Annotated in this window: 15 protein-coding genes; all 15 read right to left on the bottom strand. The window is 45.0% G+C overall.

Features of this window, described 5'->3' with window-relative positions; translation table 11 throughout:
* Nucleotide 1 precedes the first annotated feature (1 nt).
* The 15 genes from KZ793_RS07575 to ilvI all read right to left on the bottom strand — a co-directional run bounded on the left by KZ793_RS07575 (nucleotide 2) and on the right by ilvI (nucleotide 17,561).
* Entirely contained in the window at nucleotides 2-922 is a 921-nt protein-coding gene (locus KZ793_RS07575) for a D-alanine--D-alanine ligase (protein WP_225814804.1), read from the bottom strand.
* A complete protein-coding gene (gene murC, locus KZ793_RS07570) occupies nucleotides 915-2,390 on the bottom strand; it encodes a UDP-N-acetylmuramate--L-alanine ligase (protein ID WP_225814803.1) in 1,476 nt (491 codons plus the stop codon). Before murC ends, KZ793_RS07575 begins: the two co-directional genes overlap by 8 nt.
* Nucleotides 2,391-2,445: 55 nt before the next feature.
* A complete protein-coding gene (murG, locus tag KZ793_RS07565; protein ID WP_225814802.1) occupies nucleotides 2,446-3,513 on the bottom strand; it encodes an undecaprenyldiphospho-muramoylpentapeptide beta-N-acetylglucosaminyltransferase in 1,068 nt (355 codons plus the stop codon).
* Nucleotides 3,510-4,703 carry a cell division protein FtsW gene (ftsW, locus tag KZ793_RS07560; RefSeq protein ID WP_225814801.1) on the bottom strand — a complete coding sequence of 398 codons (1,194 nt, stop codon included), beginning with the start codon at nucleotides 4,701-4,703 and terminating at the stop codon, nucleotides 3,510-3,512. The genes murG and ftsW overlap by 4 nt, the downstream gene beginning before the upstream one ends.
* Nucleotides 4,703-6,013 (bottom strand): UDP-N-acetylmuramoyl-L-alanine--D-glutamate ligase, encoded by a 1,311-nt coding sequence (murD, locus tag KZ793_RS07555; protein ID WP_225814835.1) that lies wholly within the window; start codon nucleotides 6,011-6,013, stop codon nucleotides 4,703-4,705. Before murD ends, ftsW begins: the two co-directional genes overlap by 1 nt.
* Nucleotides 6,014-6,015: 2 nt before the next feature.
* Nucleotides 6,016-7,098, bottom strand: a complete 1,083-nt coding sequence (mraY, locus tag KZ793_RS07550; RefSeq protein ID WP_225814800.1) for a phospho-N-acetylmuramoyl-pentapeptide-transferase — start codon at nucleotides 7,096-7,098, stop codon at nucleotides 6,016-6,018.
* Complete coding sequence (murF, locus tag KZ793_RS07545) at nucleotides 7,092-8,471, bottom strand: UDP-N-acetylmuramoyl-tripeptide--D-alanyl-D-alanine ligase (protein ID WP_225814799.1); 1,380 nt, start codon at nucleotides 8,469-8,471, stop codon at nucleotides 7,092-7,094. The genes mraY and murF overlap by 7 nt, the downstream gene beginning before the upstream one ends.
* Nucleotides 8,468-9,955 (bottom strand): UDP-N-acetylmuramoyl-L-alanyl-D-glutamate--2,6-diaminopimelate ligase, encoded by a 1,488-nt coding sequence (gene murE, locus KZ793_RS07540; RefSeq protein ID WP_225814798.1) that lies wholly within the window; start codon nucleotides 9,953-9,955, stop codon nucleotides 8,468-8,470. The genes murF and murE overlap by 4 nt, the downstream gene beginning before the upstream one ends.
* The gene (locus tag KZ793_RS07535; RefSeq protein ID WP_225814797.1) at nucleotides 9,942-11,708 is read right to left on the bottom strand and encodes a peptidoglycan glycosyltransferase FtsI; all 1,767 of its coding nucleotides are present in this window, start codon (nucleotides 11,706-11,708) and stop codon (nucleotides 9,942-9,944) included. Before KZ793_RS07535 ends, murE begins: the two co-directional genes overlap by 14 nt.
* Before the next feature lie 28 nt (nucleotides 11,709-11,736).
* A complete protein-coding gene (ftsL, locus tag KZ793_RS07530; RefSeq protein ID WP_225814834.1) occupies nucleotides 11,737-12,057 on the bottom strand; it encodes a cell division protein FtsL in 321 nt (106 codons plus the stop codon).
* Nucleotides 12,054-12,998 (bottom strand): 16S rRNA (cytosine(1402)-N(4))-methyltransferase RsmH, encoded by a 945-nt coding sequence (gene rsmH, locus KZ793_RS07525; RefSeq protein WP_225814796.1) that lies wholly within the window; start codon nucleotides 12,996-12,998, stop codon nucleotides 12,054-12,056. Before rsmH ends, ftsL begins: the two co-directional genes overlap by 4 nt.
* Before the next feature lie 2 nt (nucleotides 12,999-13,000).
* Entirely contained in the window at nucleotides 13,001-13,459 is a 459-nt protein-coding gene (mraZ, locus tag KZ793_RS07520; RefSeq protein ID WP_225814795.1) for a division/cell wall cluster transcriptional repressor MraZ, read from the bottom strand.
* A gap of 661 nt (nucleotides 13,460-14,120) precedes the next feature.
* The gene (cra, locus tag KZ793_RS07515; protein WP_225814794.1) at nucleotides 14,121-15,128 is read right to left on the bottom strand and encodes a catabolite repressor/activator; all 1,008 of its coding nucleotides are present in this window, start codon (nucleotides 15,126-15,128) and stop codon (nucleotides 14,121-14,123) included.
* A gap of 211 nt (nucleotides 15,129-15,339) precedes the next feature.
* The gene (gene ilvN / locus KZ793_RS07510; protein ID WP_225814833.1) at nucleotides 15,340-15,831 is read right to left on the bottom strand and encodes an acetolactate synthase small subunit; all 492 of its coding nucleotides are present in this window, start codon (nucleotides 15,829-15,831) and stop codon (nucleotides 15,340-15,342) included.
* Between the two features lie 2 nt (nucleotides 15,832-15,833).
* Complete coding sequence (gene ilvI / locus KZ793_RS07505) at nucleotides 15,834-17,561, bottom strand: acetolactate synthase 3 large subunit (RefSeq protein ID WP_225814793.1); 1,728 nt, start codon at nucleotides 17,559-17,561, stop codon at nucleotides 15,834-15,836.
* Nucleotides 17,562-18,727 lie beyond the last annotated feature (1,166 nt).

Raw genomic sequence — 18,727 nt, 5'->3', positions numbered from 1 at the left:
ATCAATCAGCCAACTCCAGAATCTTTACCACCAATTGTGAAAAACTTAATCCAGCCTGACGCGCAGCCATCGGCACTAAGCTGTGGCTGGTCATCCCCGGAGAGGTATTCACTTCCAACAGATAGAAATCACCATCAGTATCCATCATGACATCGACTCGCCCCCAACCACTGCATCCAACTGACTGATAAGCTTTCAGCGCCAGTTCTGTCAATTGCTGCTCTTTTTCATCACTTAAGCCACTTGGACAAAAATATTGTGTTTCTTCAGACCAATATTTTGCATCATAGTCATAAAAAACAGCAGCGGGTTGAATACGAATAGAAGGTAAAGCCGTATCACCAAGGATGGCAACTGTGTATTCCGGGCCGTATAGCCATTTTTCTACCAGCAAATCAACGTCATAACGAAACGCTGCCTCTAGTGCGCCACGCAACTCCGAAATCTCATTAACCTTAGTCATACCAACACTGGAGCCTTCCAAGCTTGGCTTAACAATTAATGGCAGACCTAAATCTGCTACATATTCTTGGAGTTGTGAATCCGTCAATCGTTCAAATTGTTGAGAATTAATTGAAACATATGGCGAAACAGTCAATCCAATCCCCTGCCATAACTGTTTTGTACGCAATTTGTCCATTGACAATGCAGAGGCCATCACGCCACTACCGGTATAAGGTAACTGCAAAAATTCTAATACCCCTTGCAAAGTACCGTCTTCCCCACCACGCCCATGAAGCGCGATAAAGACTTTCTCAAATCCGGCCTCTTTCAATTGGGTCACAGGAAAATCTTTTGTGTCAACTGGATGTGCATCAATACCTGCTTCTCTCAATCCAGCCAACACGGCTTGTCCCGATAACAGCGAAACTTCACGTTCAGCGGAAGTTCCCCCCAACAATACCGCGACTTTCTCAGCCATTATGTTTTTCCTCATTCAAAGATGGCTGTAATTTTGTTTCAGCCAGATTACGCGCTATTTTGCCTATATTGCCGGCCCCTTGAACCAGAATTAAATCATTACTATCCAGCACTTGTGCCAATGCAGCGGTCACCTTTGCCGGATCAGAAACCAAAATCGGATCTAACTTACCGCGGCTACGGATAGTACGGCACAACGAACGACTATCCGCCCCCGGAATAACCGCTTCACCCGCAGAGTAAACATCCAACATCAGCAATACATCTACCTGATTCAATACATTGGCAAAATCATCATACAAATCACGGGTTCGGGTATAACGATGGGGCTGAAATATCATCACAATACGTTTATCCGGCCAGCCAGCACGGGCGGCTTTAATGGTTGCATCCACTTCCGTTGGATGATGACCATAATCATCAACCAACATTGCACTACCATCTTTGCCGTTAACATGCTCCAGAGAAAAATTCCCCAGAAAATCAAAACGGCGTCCGGTTCCCTGAAACCCTGCCAGCGCTGCCAAAATATCACTGCCAGAAATTCCCTCCTCAGTCGCAACAGCCACTGCCGCAGCAGCATTCAGCGCATTATGGCGACCTGGTGCATTCAATACGACTTTCAGATCCGCCATATCTTGACGACTGACAGTAAAATATCCCTGAGCACCCTTTTGCTGATAATGGGTAATACGGACATCTGCCTCTTCACTAAAACCATACGTCGTGATATAGCGCCCAACACGAGGAATTAACTCTTTGACAACCGGATCATCAATGCACATGACTGCACGCCCGTAGAAAGGTAAATTGTGCAAGAAGTTGATAAATGTCTGTTTCAGGTTTTCGAAGTCACCATGATAGGTATCCATATGGTCTGCTTCGATATTCGTAATGACCGCCACCATTGGCTGCAAATGCAAGAAAGAAGCATCACTTTCGTCAGCTTCTGCAATTAAATAACGGCTACTGCCAAGACGAGCATGTGTTCCTGCTGCTTTAACTAAACCACCATTAACAAAAGTGGGATCTAAACCCGCCTGTGCATAGATGCTAGAAATCATCGCTGTTGTTGTCGTTTTACCGTGAGTCCCGGCAATAGCAATACCATGACGGTAGCGCATCAGTTCTGCCAACATCTCTGCTCTGCGAATAACCGGAATTCGGGCCTCACGAGCAGCAACAATTTCCGGGTTATCCGCCAAGATTGCGGTTGAAGCCACAACAACGCTGGCATCCAGTATATTTTCGGGACGATGATTAAAATAAATCTGAGCGCCCAACTTAGTCAGTTGCCGAGTTACCGGGTTTGGCGCCAAATCAGATCCACTAATCTGATAACCTTCATTAGCCAACACTTCGGCGATCCCCCCCATGCCAGCACCACCAATGCCAACAAAGTGGATGTGCCTGACTTTTCTCATCTCAGGCACGAAAGCTCTTAATTTCGCCAATTGTTGTGTATTCACGTTTTCTTCTTCACTATATATGTTTGCTTCACCGCCCCTTTTAAGGCGGTCTAAATCATTTTTTTGCCGCATCGATTAATGCCGCCGATACTCGCTCAGTTGCATCAACAATTGCTGCTGAACGGGCTTTTTCCGCCATTTCCAGCAATTGTGGCCGTTGCCACTGAGTTAATAATTCGATGACTGCATCAACCGTAAACTGTGGTTGCTCCAGTATTTTTGCTGCGCCAACTTTTTCTAGAGGTAACGCATTCCAGTATTGCTGACGATCTTTATGCTGAAATGGCACAAAAATCCCAGGTAATCCCGCCGCTGACACTTCACTAACCGTCAACGCGCCAGAACGGCAAATCACCACATCAGCCCAAGCATAAGCTTGCGCCATATCATCAATAAATTCAGTAATCTTATGTTCGCATTTAACTGAATTGTTATAGGCATTCCGGACACTTTCTTTAGCCCCTTTACCTGTCTGATGCCAAACCGTAATTTTATCACCCATACGGGCTGCCACTTCCGGCATTGTCTGGTTAAGAATTCTCGCCCCCTGACTGCCACCAACAACCAAAACCCGAATCGGACCTTCACGCCCTGTCAAACGTTGTTTAGGTATGGGTAGTGCCAACACATCTTCGCGGACAGGGTTGCCAACAACGGGCGCTTTTGGAAATGCACCGGGAAATGCTTGTAAAACAGTTGTAGCAATTTTAGCCAGCCACCGGTTTGTCAGCCCGGCAATACCATTCTGTTCATGCAGCACAACCGGAATACCGCACATCCACGCAGCAATGCCGCCGGGACCAGAAACATATCCCCCCATGCCAAGCACGACATCTGGCTGATAGCGACGCATAATCGCCTTTGCCTGACGAATTGCTTTGAATATTCGGGCCGGGGCAGCTAACAGTGCTTTGATCCCTTTACCTCTCAGACCAGAAATCTGAATAAATTCAATATCAATGCCATGTTTTGGCACTAAATCAGCTTCCATACGATCCGCTGTTCCCAGCCAGAGAACGTCCCAGCCCTGGTCTTTTAAATGATGAGCCACAGCCAGTCCAGGGAAGACATGTCCTCCAGTCCCACCTGCCATCACCATCAAACGCCGGGTTTTGCCACTCATCGGGGACTCCTTACAAACGCTTGGGCTTTTGCCAAGCGTGTTTCAAAATCAATTCTTAATAGCAATACGATAGCTGTCGACATAATCAGCAAACTTGAACCACCGTAACTAATCAAAGGTAAAGTCAAACCTTTAGTTGGTAACATACCTGCGGCGGCCCCAACGTTAACCAGAGTCTGGAAACTGAACCAGATACCCACCGAACAAGCCAGAAAACCAGAAAAACGCTGATCCATCTGCAATGCGCGACGACCTATCGTCATTGCGCGAAAAGCGACGAAGAATATCATTAACAACACAAAAACCACACCTACGTAACCTAATTCTTCTGCCAAAACAGAGAAAATAAAGTCAGTATGTGCTTCCGGCAGGTATTCCAGTTTCTGGACTGAATTTCCTAGTCCTTGCCCTAAAAATTCCCCACGACCAAAAGCCATCAAAGATTGCGTTAATTGATAACCTTTGCCGTATGGATCTTCCCAAGGATCCAGAAAGGACGTTACACGGCGTATACGGTAAGGTTCAGCAATGATTAACAAAACCACCGCGAATACCCCTGAACCAATAATTGCTAGAAACTGCCATAACTTTGCCCCGGCCAGAAATAGCATTGCCAACGTTGTTACAAACAGTACAACTACTGTTCCCAAGTCAGGTTGAGCCAGAAGTAACACCGCTAACACGACCATCACGCCCATTGGCTTACAGAATCCCCAAAAGTTATTCCGCACTTCTTCTACTTTGCGCACCAAATAACTGGCGAGATAGCAAAATAAAGAAAGTTTCGATAACTCAGCAGGTTGAATTCTCAAAGGCCCAATGGCAATCCAACGCGATGCACCATTTACTGAGCTTCCTACCGCCAAGACAACCAGCAACAAAATAACGGAAATAAGCAGCATCAGATTGCTATAGCGTTGCCAGAAATCCATCGAGATACGCAATGTGATCAATGACACCCCGAAAGCCAGCAAGAGATAAATCGCATCACGCTTCGCAAACAGAAATGGATCTTCTGCAAGACGCTGCCCAACCGGCATCGATGCTGATGTCACCATAACAAAGCCGATAATTCCCAATCCGAGTGTCAGCCAAACCAGTGTGCGATCATACAACACCATATTGGTGGCATCAGTTTCACGGCCACCAATAACCCAGTCTTTTAATCTACTGAATCCCGGAATAGACATCAGCCCAACTCCTCTGCCAAACGGGCAAACTCATGACCACGCTGTTCAAAATTACGGAACTGATCAAGGCTTGCACAAGCAGGAGATAACAGCACCATGTCACCAGCCACCAGCCGCGGTGCGATATCACGTATCGCCTGTTCCATAGTTTCAGTCAATGTCGCTATTTCCGGGCGCAGTTGCGCCAGTTGTTTTCCATCCCGGCCAAAGCAATAAAGCCGAACTTTATTCCCACTCAGTAAAGGTTTAAGCGGAGAAAAGTCTGCCGACTTGCCATCACCACCTAACAGCAAATAAAGCGTGCCCTCCAGGTTCAGACCATTAAGCGCCGCCACCGTACTGCCAACATTGGTCGCCTTAGAATCGTTAATCCAACGCACCCCGTTGTTTAGACGAACAAGCTGGAAACGATGGTCAAGCCCCGGATAAACCGTCAATGTCGCCAAACTGGCCTCACGAGGAATGCCAACCACATCAGCTAAGGCCAATGCAACCAACCCATTGACGTAGTTATGTCGTCCCGTCAGCTTAATTTCATTTGTCGCCAATAGTGATTGGTTGTGAACTTTCAAAAAGGCATTTTCACTATCAAGCTGGTAGTCACCACAATCGACACCAAAGCTGACACAGCGGCTATCCATGCCCGTTTCAGGCAGTGTCAGGAGATCTTGAGCATTCACAATGCATCTTTTCGCCTGACGATAAATCCTCAGTTTAGCCGCCCGGTACTGAGATACCCCCTGAGGATAACGATCCATATGGTCCTCAGTCACATTAAGCACAGCGGCGGCCGTTGCATTCAGGCTATATGTGGTTTCCAACTGGAAACTGGAGAGCTCTAAGACATAAAGCTGACAAGATTTCTTCAACAATTCTAATGCAGGTAGGCCAATATTACCGCCAACACCCACCTGCCAATTAGCCGCTTTCGCCATTTCACCGACAAGACTGGTAACGGTACTTTTACCATTAGAGCCCGTAATGGCGACTATCGGGGCTGTTGCTTCACGGCAAAACAACTCGATATCACCAACAATTTCAATACCTGCATTAGCCGCAGCCTGCAATTCCGCCGTTGCCAAGGCAACGCCTGGGCTTACAACAATCAAGTCAGCATCCATCAACCAGCCAACATTCAGGCTTCCACGGTGACACTCAACTCCATCAGGCAGTTTATCCTTGCCGAGTGGTGCCGCACGAGTATCCATCACACGAGGTATCACACCTCGTGCCATAAAAAAGTCAACACAGGAGAGACCTGTCAGCCCCAACCCGATAATGACGACTTTTTTACCCAAATAATCCGCCATGATTAACGTACCTTCAATGTTGCCAGGCCAATCAGCACTAGCATCAGAGAAATAATCCAAAAACGCACAATAACACGTGGTTCTGGCCAGCCTTTCAATTCATAGTGATGGTGAATAGGTGCCATACGGAAAATACGCTGCCCGCGCAGTTTAAAAGAACCCACCTGTAAAATAACTGACAGGGTTTCCACCACAAATACACCGCCCATAATCACCAGTAGAAACTCTTGGCGTAGCAACACAGCAATCGTCCCCAGTGCACCACCTAATGCCAAAGAGCCCACATCACCCATGAAAACCTGAGCCGGGTAAGTGTTGAACCACAAGAAACCTAACCCCGCGCCAACAATCGCAGTACAGACGATAACCAGCTCACCAGCATGGTTCAGATAAGGGATATGCAGATAGTTAGCAAAATTGACATTACCTGTCGCCCATGCCACCAAAGCAAAACCAGCTGCAACAAAAACGGTTGGCATAATTGCCAAACCATCCAATCCGTCAGTCAAATTCACTGCATTACTGGTTCCGACAATCACAAAGTAGGTCAACAGAATATAAAGCGCACCCAGTTGCGGCATCACATCTTTAAAGAATGGCACGACCAATTGTGTTGCCGGAGTATCTTTACCGACACTGTACATAGCGAATGCCACACCCAATGCCAGAATGGACTGCCAGAAATACTTCCAACGGGCAATCAACCCTTTAGTATCTTTGCGCACAACTTTGCGGTAATCATCCACGAAACCAACAATACCGTAACCAATTAGCACAATCAGCACGCACCAAACATAGGGGTTATTCAAGCGTACCCATAACAGTGTAGAAATCGTAATTGAAAGTAAGATCAGCAAACCACCCATCGTCGGCGTACCACGTTTGCTAAAGTGAGATTCCGGCCCATCGTTGCGAACAACCTGCCCAATTTGTAATTTTTGCAGAAAGGCGATCATACGCGGCCCCATCCACAATGCGATAGCCAAAGCAGTCAGCAGGCTGACGATAGCCCTAAACGTCAAGTAAGAAAAGACGTTAAAGCCGGAGTGATATTTGACCAAATATTCGGCCAGCCAAACTAACATGTGAAGCTCTCCTGTAATGCGTGGACGACATCTTCCATTGTGGTATTGCGCGAACCTTTAACTAACACTGAAAAGACGTTGTGTTGTTGTAATAGTGGAACCAATGTTGCGATCAATGCAGCTTTATCCGCAAAATGCTGACCACAACCGCTCGCTTCACTAACATGAATACTTAATTTGCCCACACTGAACACGCTATCAATACCGTTAAAAGCTGCGGTTTCCCCAATCTGACGATGGTAATCTGCTGACTGTTCACCCAATGCCCCTATATCGCCAACAACCAACACTCGGTAACCCGGCATCTGTGATAACACCTCGACCGCAACGGTCATTGAGCCAACATTGGCGTTATACGTGTCATCAAGCAGCAATTTTCCTTCTGCCAGATTGATTGGAAACAACCGCCCTGGTACCGCTTTCAACTCAGACAAGCCCAGACGAATATCTCGTAGGGTTGCACCAACAGAAATTGCCAACGCACTGGCCGCTAACGCATTAGCGACATTGTGTTTCCCAGGCAACGGCAAGTTGATTTCTGTGCTACCAATAGGCGTGTGCAAACAAAAATCCGTAGTCAGTTGTTTAACCTGAATATCTGTAGCGTAAAAATCAGCACCTGATGCTTGTTGCATGGAAAAACACTGTACTGTGTTATCGCCAATAACCTGCTGCCAGTGAGCCCAATCATTGCTTTCCATATTGATAATGGCCGTCCCTCTTTCTGGAAGACCGGTAAAAATCTCGCCTTTAGCTTTTGCAATACTCGCGAGAGAACCAAAATCCGCTAAGTGCGCAGCAAACAGGTTATTGACTAATGCTGTTTCTGGCTGGGTCATTTCTACGGTATAGGCAATTTCACCAATATGGCTGGCACCTAGTTCAACCACAGCAAACTCATGTTGTTCTGTTAGTCTGAATAATGTCAGCGGCACACCGATATCATTATTCAGGTTACCCGCGGTATAGAGCGTGTTACCACATTGGCGCAAAATCGCTGCGGTCATCTCTTTTACCGATGTTTTGCCGGACGAACCCGTCAACGCAACAACACGAGCATTACTTTGCTGGCGGACCCAACTCGCTAATTTACCCATTGCTAAACGAGTATCTTTAACCACGACCTGTGGAAAATTAACGTCCAATACGCGGCTGACAAGCAAAGCACCGGCACCCGCGTTTACTGCGTCAGCAAAAAAATCATGAGCATCAAAGCGCTCACCCTTCAAGGCAATAAACAGACTGCCATTGCCAACCTGACGGCTGTCAGTAGTCACATCACTGATACAAATATCTGCCGCCTGCTGTTCAGTCACCTGATTCAATACGCCGCCCGTTACTTGTGCCAGTTGTTGCAAAGTGAGGGAAATCATGCAATTACCCCCAGTAACCGAGCAACAGTCAACCGGTCTGAGTAATCCAGGCGACGATGGCCTACCAGTTGATAATCTTCATGACCTTTACCTGCTATTAATACAACATCATCTGCTTTTGCCTGCATAATAGCGCTGGTTACCGCTTCAACACGGCCATGAATCGCTATCGCACTCCCCGGATCAAGAAAACCCGTCAGAATATCAGCAGCAATTGCCTGTGGTTCTTCATTGCGCGGATTATCATCAGTAACAATCACATAATCGGCCCACTGCTCTGCAATGCCTCCCATCAATGGACGTTTACCTTTATCACGATCACCACCACAACCAAAAACACACCAGAGCTTACCTTGACAATGCAAACGTGCAGCCACCAAAGCTTTCTCCAGTGCATCAGGTGTGTGAGCATAATCAACAACGACAGCTGGTTTGCCCGGTGCAGTGAATACTTCCATTCGCCCACAGACAGGTTCTAGGCAGGAAGCTGTTTCAAGCAGTTTTTCCAGCGAATAACCCAGAGCTAATAGGGTGGAAAGTGCCAATAATAGGTTGCTGACATTAAATGCCCCCATCAGGGCACTATCAATCGTACCGCCACCCCAACTGGACTCGAAGGTAATGGAGACACCTTTATCGTGATATTTTATTTCACGCGCCGCCAGCCAACGCCCCTGCCAGTTTTCTGGCAGACGGTTTTCCATTGTTACAGCAACCGCTTGCGGTAAACGAAATAACCATTTCAATCCAATCTCATCATCAACATTAATGATTTGTTGTTTCACATTATGAGTGGAGAATAGCAGCCATTTAGCTGCTTCGTAGTGTTCCATATCACCGTGATAATCGAGATGATCACGGCTCAAATTGGTAAACACTGCCGCCTCAAACGGCAACGCAGCTACACGCCCCTGAACCAATCCATGAGAAGAGACTTCCATTGCTGCAAAAGTTGCCCCTTGCCGAACAAGTTGTTGCAAATCCAGTTGGATATCAACAGCAGAGCCAGTGGTATTTTCACTTGGCGTCACACGCCCCAGTAAACCATTACCGACAGTTCCCATCACGGCACTGGTTTCCCCCAATCCGTGACTCCACTGAGCAAGTAATTGAGTAGTGGTTGTTTTACCATTGGTTCCGGTTACACCAATCAAGTGCAATTTATCACCAGGGTGACAGTAAAACCCACCAGCTAACTGTGACAACTTATTATACAAATCGTTCACATAAACAACCGGAACACCATGCATAATCTGTATAGTTCCGTTATCAGCCTCGCCCTGGGCTTCTGCAATAACCGCCGCAACCCCTTGTGCGATGGCCTGAGGAATGTAGTGTCGACCATCTGCTTGATGCCCTTTAACGGCAACAAACAGATCTCCGGCAGCCGATTTACGGCTATCCAATGTCATTTCGCGTAATGCACACTCTGGGGCATCAATACCCAATGGCGCAAGTAAACCGCGTAGATTACGATCTGCCACCTGTATCCTCTTTCTTATTAATCACAAATTCATTTTTATCATCTGCCGCCAAAGCATCCGGCTCCACATTCATGATGCGCAGAACACCGCCCATAATGGCACCAAATATCGGCGCAGAAACCGCACCACCGTAATACTTACCTGTCTGTGGATCGTTAATGATCACAACCAGTGCAAATCTTGGGTTACTTGCTGGAGCGATACCTGCGGCATAAGAGATATATCGATTAACATATTTGCCATCCGGCCCGACTTTCTTCGCAGTACCGGTTTTGATTGCAATCCGATAACCTTTTATCGCGGCCCGTACTCCACCGCCGCCAGGCAAAGCCACACTTTCCATCATATGAACTACCGTTCGCATGATTGGCTCAGGAAATACTCTTGTGCCAGGCACAGGTGGATCAACTTTAGTAATTGACAGAGGACGATAAATACCCAAACTACCAATCGTTGCATAGACCCGTGCTAGCTGTAACGGCGTTACCATCAGCCCATAACCATAAGAAAAGGTAGCCCTATCAAGATCTGACCACCGCTGTTTTCTTATTGGATATAAGCCACTACTTTCTCCGACCAACCCCAGATTGGTCGCTTTTCCTAGTCCAAAGCGTGAATAAACATCCACTAATTCTGTCGCGGGCATCGCTAACGCTAGCTTAGAAACACCGACGTTACTCGATTTTTGTAAAATACCGGTGATGGATAATTCTGGATAACGGGATACATCTTTAATTTCCTTACCGCTTATCCTATAAGGTATTGTGTTAATAACAGTATTTTCTTTGATGATACCTTCATTGAGTGCAGCCATGACCACCATCGGCTTAACAGTGGAACCTGGCTCGAAAATATCAGTGATAGCACGGTTACGCATCACTTCTTTTGGCGTATTGATACGATTATTTGGGTTATAAGATGGGCTATTTGCCATTGCCAGCACTTCTCCGGTATTAACATCTACCAATACCGCTGTACCGGATTCCGCTTTGTTAAAGGCCACCGCGTTGGTCAATTCGCGGTAAACCAGCGCCTGCAAACGTTCATCAATGCTCAAAACCAGATTGTGGGCCGCCAGACTATCAACAGATGAAATATCTTCGATGACACGCCCAAAGCGGTCTTTACGTACAGTCCGCTCACCTGGTTGACCCGTCAGCCAACGATCAAAACTTTTTTCTACGCCTTCAATACCCTGACCATCAACGTTGGTCACGCCAATAATATGTGCAGTTACCTGTCCTGACGGGTAATAACGCCGAGATTCTTGACGCAGATAAATTCCCGGCAATTTCAATTTATGAATGTAATCGCCAACCGATGGGTTAACCTGACGTGCTAAATAAACAAAACGACCTTTCGGATTAGCACTAATTTTGTCGGTAAGTTGCTCAACAGGCAAATTAATGGCCTCAGATAAAGCTTTCCAGCGGGTATCATCTGTAATCCCTCCTTTTTCAAACACCTCTTTCGGATCTGCCCAAACAGCGTTTACTGGAACGCTGACAGCCAAAGGCCGCCCCATACGGTCACTGATCATACCGCGGGCTGTAGGGATTGATTGCACGCGCAGGGAACGTAAATCACCTTCTTTAACCAGTTGATCCGGATTAATGACTTGCAAATAAGTCACTCTCAGCAATAAGCCAATTAAAGCCACGGCAATCCCCCCGCACAACAAAGCAAAACGCCAGCTAACAAAACTGGCTTTATCTTCTTGCCTTTTTAACTTCACGGGGCGTGCTGCTTTCATCGCTTACCTTTTTAATAATTAAATTAACTCACTGTGAAACAACAATGTTTTCCTGAGCAGGGTTAACATGCTGCATATGCATTTTTTCAATGGCTATCCGCTCAACCCGGCTGTGATCACCCAAGGCATTTTCTTCGAGGATCAAATTGCGCCACTCGATATCTAGTGCATCACGTTCCACCACCAGATGCTCTCTTTCAGCCGTCAACAAGCGGGTTTCATGTGCAGTGGTTACAACAACTATGGCCGAAACCAGTACAGCGACTAGAAGAATTAACGGTATCTTGGCATTCTTGAGCAAATCGCTACCGATAATACCGGTTAATCCGTGACGTTCACCTGCCATTATTCACTAACTTTTTCAGCAAAACGCAAAACAGAACTACGAGCCCGTGGGTTATCCGCCACTTCTTCCTCAGACGGTTTCATCTTGCCAACAGATTTCAGGCTACGCCCACCTTGCGCTTTCAGTTGCTCTTCTGTCAGTGGCAGTCCTGCCGGCACCTGTGGCCCACGACTGTTATGACGAATAAACCGTTTAACAATGCGATCTTCCAGTGAATGAAAACTGATAACTGAAAGCCGCCCTTTTGGTGCAAGCGCCTGTAATGCACCATCCAGCGCCTGCTCAATCTCTTCCAGCTCACTGTTGATATAAATCCTAATAGCCTGGAAGCTCCTGGTTGCTGGATGCTTGTGTTTTTCTTTTACCGGGCTGGCCTGAGCAATCAAATCGGCTAGCGCTTTTGTTCGGGTAATTGGCTCTTCCTGATTGCGTGCCACAATTGCTCTGGCAATGCGTTTGGCGAAACGCTCTTCACCAAATGTTTTCAATACCCAGGCAATATCATCTGCTGTTGCGTTCATCAGCCATTCTGCTGCTGACTGTCCGCGAGTCGGGTCCATCCGCATATCTAGCGGCCCATCACGCATAAAAGAAAAACCGCGTTCCGGATCATCCAACTGAGGCGAAGAAACACCTAAATCCAGTAATACACCATCAATTTTGCCGATTAGCCCGGCTTTTTCTGTATAGTGAGCCAATTTAGAAAATGGCCCATGTACTATTGAAAAACGTGGATCTGTGATCGCTTTAGCCACTTCAATCGCCTGAGGATCACGATCAATGGCAATTAAACGACCTGCCGTCCCCAATTGCGACAAAATCAGACGTGAATGCCCACCACGACCAAATGTGCCATCAATATAGATTCCATTTTCACGAATATTCAGTCCGTTGACTGCTTCATCCAACAATACGCTGGTATGTTTAAAATGACTATTTGCCATATTTATAGAGATAATTCCTGTAGCCGTACTGATAAAGGTTCCTGTGTGGATTGCTCAGCCGCAATATCATCTTTAACCTGTTGATACCAAGTCTGTTCATCCCACAGTTCAAATTTGTTGAACTGACCAACCAGCATAACCTCTTTGACTAGCCCTGCATGCTGACGCAATGTACTAGCTAACAAAAGACGTCCTGCACTATCCATCTGGCATTCACTGGCATGACCTAAAAGCAAACGTTGCACCCGACGCTCCGCCGGATTCATGCTGGATAAGTGAGAAAGTTTTTCTTCAATAATTTCCCATTCAGATAATGTATAAAGCAACAAGCACGGTTGATGAAGGTCAATGGTACAAACCATTTGCCCTTGTGATTCCTCATTTAGCATAGCCCGGTATCGGGTAGGTACGGTGAGCCGCCCCTTGCTATCGAGATTAATCTGCGTTGCTCCACGAAACATCCTCAGGCCACCCCTGGTGATCAAAAATTACCACTTTATCCCACTAATCCCCACAATAAGGAGTTTACGGATGGGACGAAAACCTTGTCAAGCCAGAGCCGATGCGCTTTAGCTATATTTGACGGCAGGATTTTAGCTGTTGGGAGGCATAATTATTAAATTTAGCAATATCAAAAATAATTAACACCATGATAATTCTGAATAATTTAACAAGCACAGGGAGAATAAATGTTTACGGCAAAATAATGAAAAAATAGTTGTGTGATTAATTTATTTACATAATTTACATTTCATTACTATTTAACCATTATATAGAAATATTTATCATTTCATTTGATGCATTCAACATTAAAACTAAGCTAGCAACAAAAAAACCTCAAGATAAATATTATTAAAATCAATTTAATATATAAAAAAAAGTAAAATACAAAAGTAAATAGACAAATCTCAAACTCAAATAAACGCTGTTCTATGCTCTTCTTTCTACTGAATAATTTATGTATGAATGAAATTGCTATTTGATCGCACTGGGCAAGGGTTTACGGCGGTTTTTGCTAAAACACGCAACGTAAGAGGTACTTTAAAGTTGCCCTTACACACTTCTTTTAAGACAAATCTAACAACCAAAACCCCTCATCAGAAAATTAATGAGGGGTTTTTATCATATTTTTCGGCTCAAGCTTCCTCGCCGACATAAGTCACGATGTATCCGTGTGATACCTGGCCCTGGCTTCTGCTTTTCATCTAGACTTGCTAACACCAGTTCCAATACCCGTTCAGCAATTTCCCGATGACGCTGAGCTACAGAAAGCACTGGACATTCAAGGAAATCCAATAATTCATGATCACCAAAAGTTGCAATAACCAATTTATTTGGTAAACGGCCGCTGTGTTTTAGCGTAACATCCATGACTCCCTGTAACAGGGCAAAAGAGGTGGTGAACAACGCTTGTGGCATTGGATGAGTTTCTAACCATTTAGTGAATACTTCAGCAGCCGCATCACGCTCATAACTGTTTGAGTAAAGATACATCACTTTACGAGGGTCATCTTTCCATGCTTCACGGAACCCCTGTTCACGCAGAAAACTGACGGATAATTCAGGTAATGCACCGAGATAAAGCACAGATTCAGCCGGGAATTGACGAAATTCTTGTGCCAGCATCTTTGCATCTTCAAAATCATCACCCACTACGCTGATAAAGTGTTCATTTTCGAGTGCCCGATCGAGAGCAATAATAGGCAAAGAACGATTTGCCCAGCGTTGATAAAAAGGATGCTCCGGCGGTAATGCGGTAGAAACAATCATTGCATCCACCTGACGCTGTAACAGGTGTTCAACACAGCGTATTTCATTATCAGGCTGGTCTTCCGAGCAAGCTATCAATAACTGATAGCCACGCTGACGAGCCTGACGTTCCAGATAATTAGCAATACGGGTATAGCTGGTATTTTCTAAATCTGGGATAACCAAACCAATAGAACGGGTACGTCCTGCACGGAGACCGGCTGCCACAGCATTAGGATGGTAATTATGCTCTCTGACTACTGCCATCACTTTTTCTACCGTTTTATCACTGACACGGTATTGCTTGGCTTTACCATTAATTACATAACTGGCCGTTGTGCGTGAAACACCTGCAAGGCGGGCGATTTCATCCAGTTTCACATTAACTCCTTATAGACCCCGAAAAGGCCCTACTTTATCGCAGAGCCTGATAAATGTATGCATATACCCGTCATCTTCTAAGTTGCCTCTTTGTTGGCTGCACTCACTCACCCCGGTCACATAGTTATCTATGCTCCCGGGGATTCGCTCCTTTGCCGTCGCGATGCATCTTAAAATCCATAGGGTATATAGCCCCGCAGTTTGCGATTTTTCATCGCATAATTTTATCTCCGCGAGAGACACCGACAATACCCGAACGAGCAACTTCAACAATTTCAGCAACATCTCGAACAGCATCGAGAAAGGCATCCAATTTATCGCTGGCTCCTACCAATTGCACAGTATATAAGGTCGAAGTCACATCAACGATCTGCCCACGGAAGATATCAGTACTGCGCTTGATCTCTTCACGTCCATAGCCACTGGCCTGTAATTTAACTAGCATAATCTCACGCGCTACATGAGAACCTGATGCCAACTCGCTGACTCGTAACACATCCACCAGCTTGTGCAACTGTTTTTCAATCTGTTCAAGTACCCTTGCATCGCCTTTAGTCTGAATTGTCATCCGCGATAATGTCGGATCATCAGTTGGGGCGACAGTTAAACTTTCAATGTTGTAGCCACGTTGGGAAAACAGACCAACAACACGGGACAAAGCCCCTGATTCGTTTTCAAGTAATACAGATAAAATCCGGCGCATAATCAGGTTCTCTCCGTTTTGCTTAACCACATCTCATCCATTGCTCCTCCACGGATCTGCATAGGATATACATGTTCAGTTTCATCCACTGTGACATCAACAAACACCAGCCGCTGATTTTCAGTCACCTCTTTCAAGGCTTCCGCCAATTTACTTTCCAATTCATCATAACGTTGGATAGAAATGCCAACATGACCATAAGCCTCAGCCAGTTTGACAAAATCAGGTAGGGATTCCATATAAGACTGAGAGTGACGGCCAGCATAAATCATGTCTTGCCACTGTTTTATCATCCCGAGGAAACGGTTATTCAAGTTTAGAACCAGTACCGGCAACCTATATTGCAACGCTGTAGACAATTCCTGAATATTCATCTGGATACTGCCATCCCCCGTAACACAGACTACCGTCGCTTCCGGGTTCACCAATTTAACGCCCAAAGCAGCCGGTAAGCCAAATCCCATCGTTCCCAAACCACCGGAACTGATCCAACGCCTTGGCTTATCAAATGGGTAATGCAATGCAACAAACATCTGATGCTGTCCAACATCTGAAGTGACATAAGCTTCCCCTTTCGTCAGACGATAGAGAACCTCGATAGCAGCTTGTGGCTTAATTTTTTCACCGCTGCGATCAAAATTGAGACATTTACGGCTACGCCATTGCTGAATAGATAACCACCAATCTTTTAGCGCATCGGGATCCTGTGTGTCTTCCACCGTCTCCAGCAACGCCAACATTTGCCTAAGCACCTGTTTAGCATCACCAACAATAGGTACATCTGCGGAAACCGTTTTCGAAATTGATGTTGGATCAATATCAATATGTAATACCGTTGCTTCCGGGCAATATTTTTCCAGATTATTGGTTGTACGATCATCAAAACGTACACCGACAGCAAAAATGACATCTGAATTATGGATTGCTTTGTTAGCTTCGAATGTACCATGCATACCGAGCATTCCCAGGCTTTGCGGATGAGTTGCAGGGAAACTGCCTAATCCCATCAGGGAGCTCACAACAGGGATATTGAATTTTTCCGCCAATGTCAGTAATTCTGCTGAACAATCTGCGTTAATCATCCCCCCGCCTACATATATGACCGGTTTTTTCGCATTCAATAGTTTTCTTAATGCCCGTTTAATCTGCCCTTTGTGTCCCTGAATTGTTGGATTATAAGAACGCATACTTATCTGATCAGGATAAATATAGGGTAATTTTACTGCCGGATTTACCGTGTCTTTTGGTAAATCAATAACTACGGGTCCCGGACGACCACTGGACGCTAGATAGAAGGCTTTTTTCAGTACCTTCGGAATATCCTCTGTTTTTTTCACTAAAAAACTGTGTTTCACGATCGGGCGGGATATCCCTACCATGTCACATTCCTGGAATGCATCATTACCAATCAGGGAACTGGCGACTTGACCGGACAATACAACCATCGGAATTGAATCCATATAAGCGGTGGCAATACCTGTAATGGCATTAGTTGCTCCTGGGCCGGAGGTGATCAATACCACACCAACCTTCCCGGTAGAACGAGCATAACCATCGGCCATATGAACCGCCCCCTGCTCATGACGTACCAGGATATGCTCAATGCCCCCAACCGTATGTAGGGCATCGTAAATATCCAGTACTGCCCCTCCCGGATAACCAAATATATGCTCAACGCCCTGATCAATTAACGATCGGACGACCATTTCAGCTCCTGATAACATCTCCATAGGTTTTCCTCCAGGCTCTGTTTGCAAGTTAATAAATCGGAAGTGACTTCCACTTTTATTTTGGTAAGACCTGACAGCTTCTCAGCTATTGCTGCTGCTGGACCAATTAACATAACGCTAGAAACGGGTGTTAGCAATGTGAGTACAAGGCAGAATAACCACTTTCTGACAATTCAAGATGTCTCTTGCAAGCGTTATCTTACTATCAAGAAGCTAAAGGCAAGTGGAATATGAGTGGCGATGCCTAAAAAGAATGACAACGTATAGGTATTATCCAGTATATATACGATAAAAAACTAAAAAACAGTTTTCAAAATCATTTAAGTCATCGAAGTATGAATTTGATAAAGGGAATACAGACAAATGCCTCAGATAATTCGACCATCATTTCCTCGTTTTTGGATGATCGTTACAAATAATTAATTTAGGTAAAATCTATCTACCTCATTTTAATTATATAATATGATAGAAGCTATTATTTTTCCTGCCGTCTCAGTCTCAACTATTCAATATTTACCCAAAGATTTTAATGTGTGATTTTTATACTCAGATACACAAATTAAATAATAAGTAAAAGATCATCATCTCCCCAGGAGATGATTTAAGGCTAACAATCAAATGGTAATTTAAATTAACCAGACCATTTGGTTATAATACAACCAAACCATATCATTAAAATTATTTATAAAAGGAAATAATGAGTTATGATAGAGATAGTTCAATTTTAACTTCTAATGTTTGATGAGGTCTGATTTGGCGCTTGCAGGATTATATAAAACCCTATGGTTACTTGCTGCTAATAAATTGGGTTTAAAGACAAAAAGTATCAAAAAAGATTTTTTCCGCCTGCCTTATGTAGAGCTGTCTGGAATGCAGATAGACAACATTTCATTTCGTGCTAGGAAAACCAAGTTGTGTCCCTCAATTCAATAATCGTCCTAAGAAATATAAACGGATACTACCTAATTCATTCGACTATCATTCAGTTAGATAAAAATCATCTGACGGTTAATGGCGAACAAATGATACTAGTTGCCAATATGAACATAACGGTAGAAATAAAAACTGACCGACGGAAAATGATTGACTATGTGCCCAACCTGTTAAAAACCAAAACCGAAGAAAACTTTTTGGAACGACAATTACTTCTTAATTCATCTTTTAAA

The sequence above is a fragment of the Photorhabdus antumapuensis genome (genome assembly GCF_020387775.1).
Lineage (GTDB): Bacteria > Pseudomonadota > Gammaproteobacteria > Enterobacterales > Enterobacteriaceae > Photorhabdus > Photorhabdus antumapuensis.
The sequence above is the reverse complement of the archived record's forward strand: the minus strand, read 5'-3'. Positions and strand labels throughout refer to the sequence as shown.

Excerpts from the sequence above, each read along its gene's own strand:
- KZ793_RS07575 (WP_225814804.1), bottom strand. The coding sequence starts at position 922 with ATGGCTGAGAAAGTCGCGGTATTGTTGGGGGGAACTTCCGCTGAACGT.
- murG (WP_225814802.1), bottom strand. The coding sequence starts at position 3,513 with ATGAGTGGCAAAACCCGGCGTTTGATGGTGATGGCAGGTGGGACTGGA.
- ftsW (WP_225814801.1), bottom strand. The coding sequence starts at position 4,703 with ATGTCTATTCCGGGATTCAGTAGATTAAAAGACTGGGTTATTGGTGGC.
- murD (WP_225814835.1), bottom strand. The coding sequence starts at position 6,013 with ATGGCGGATTATTTGGGTAAAAAAGTCGTCATTATCGGGTTGGGGCTG.
- mraY (WP_225814800.1), bottom strand. The coding sequence starts at position 7,098 with ATGTTAGTTTGGCTGGCCGAATATTTGGTCAAATATCACTCCGGCTTT.
- murF (WP_225814799.1), bottom strand. The coding sequence starts at position 8,471 with ATGATTTCCCTCACTTTGCAACAACTGGCACAAGTAACGGGCGGCGTA.
- KZ793_RS07535 (WP_225814797.1), bottom strand. The coding sequence starts at position 11,708 with ATGAAAGCAGCACGCCCCGTGAAGTTAAAAAGGCAAGAAGATAAAGCC.
- rsmH (WP_225814796.1), bottom strand. The coding sequence starts at position 12,998 with ATGGCAAATAGTCATTTTAAACATACCAGCGTATTGTTGGATGAAGCA.
- mraZ (WP_225814795.1), bottom strand. The coding sequence starts at position 13,459 with ATGTTTCGTGGAGCAACGCAGATTAATCTCGATAGCAAGGGGCGGCTC.
- ilvN (WP_225814833.1), bottom strand. The coding sequence starts at position 15,831 with ATGCGCCGGATTTTATCTGTATTACTTGAAAACGAATCAGGGGCTTTG.
- ilvI (WP_225814793.1), bottom strand. The coding sequence starts at position 17,561 with ATGGAGATGTTATCAGGAGCTGAAATGGTCGTCCGATCGTTAATTGAT.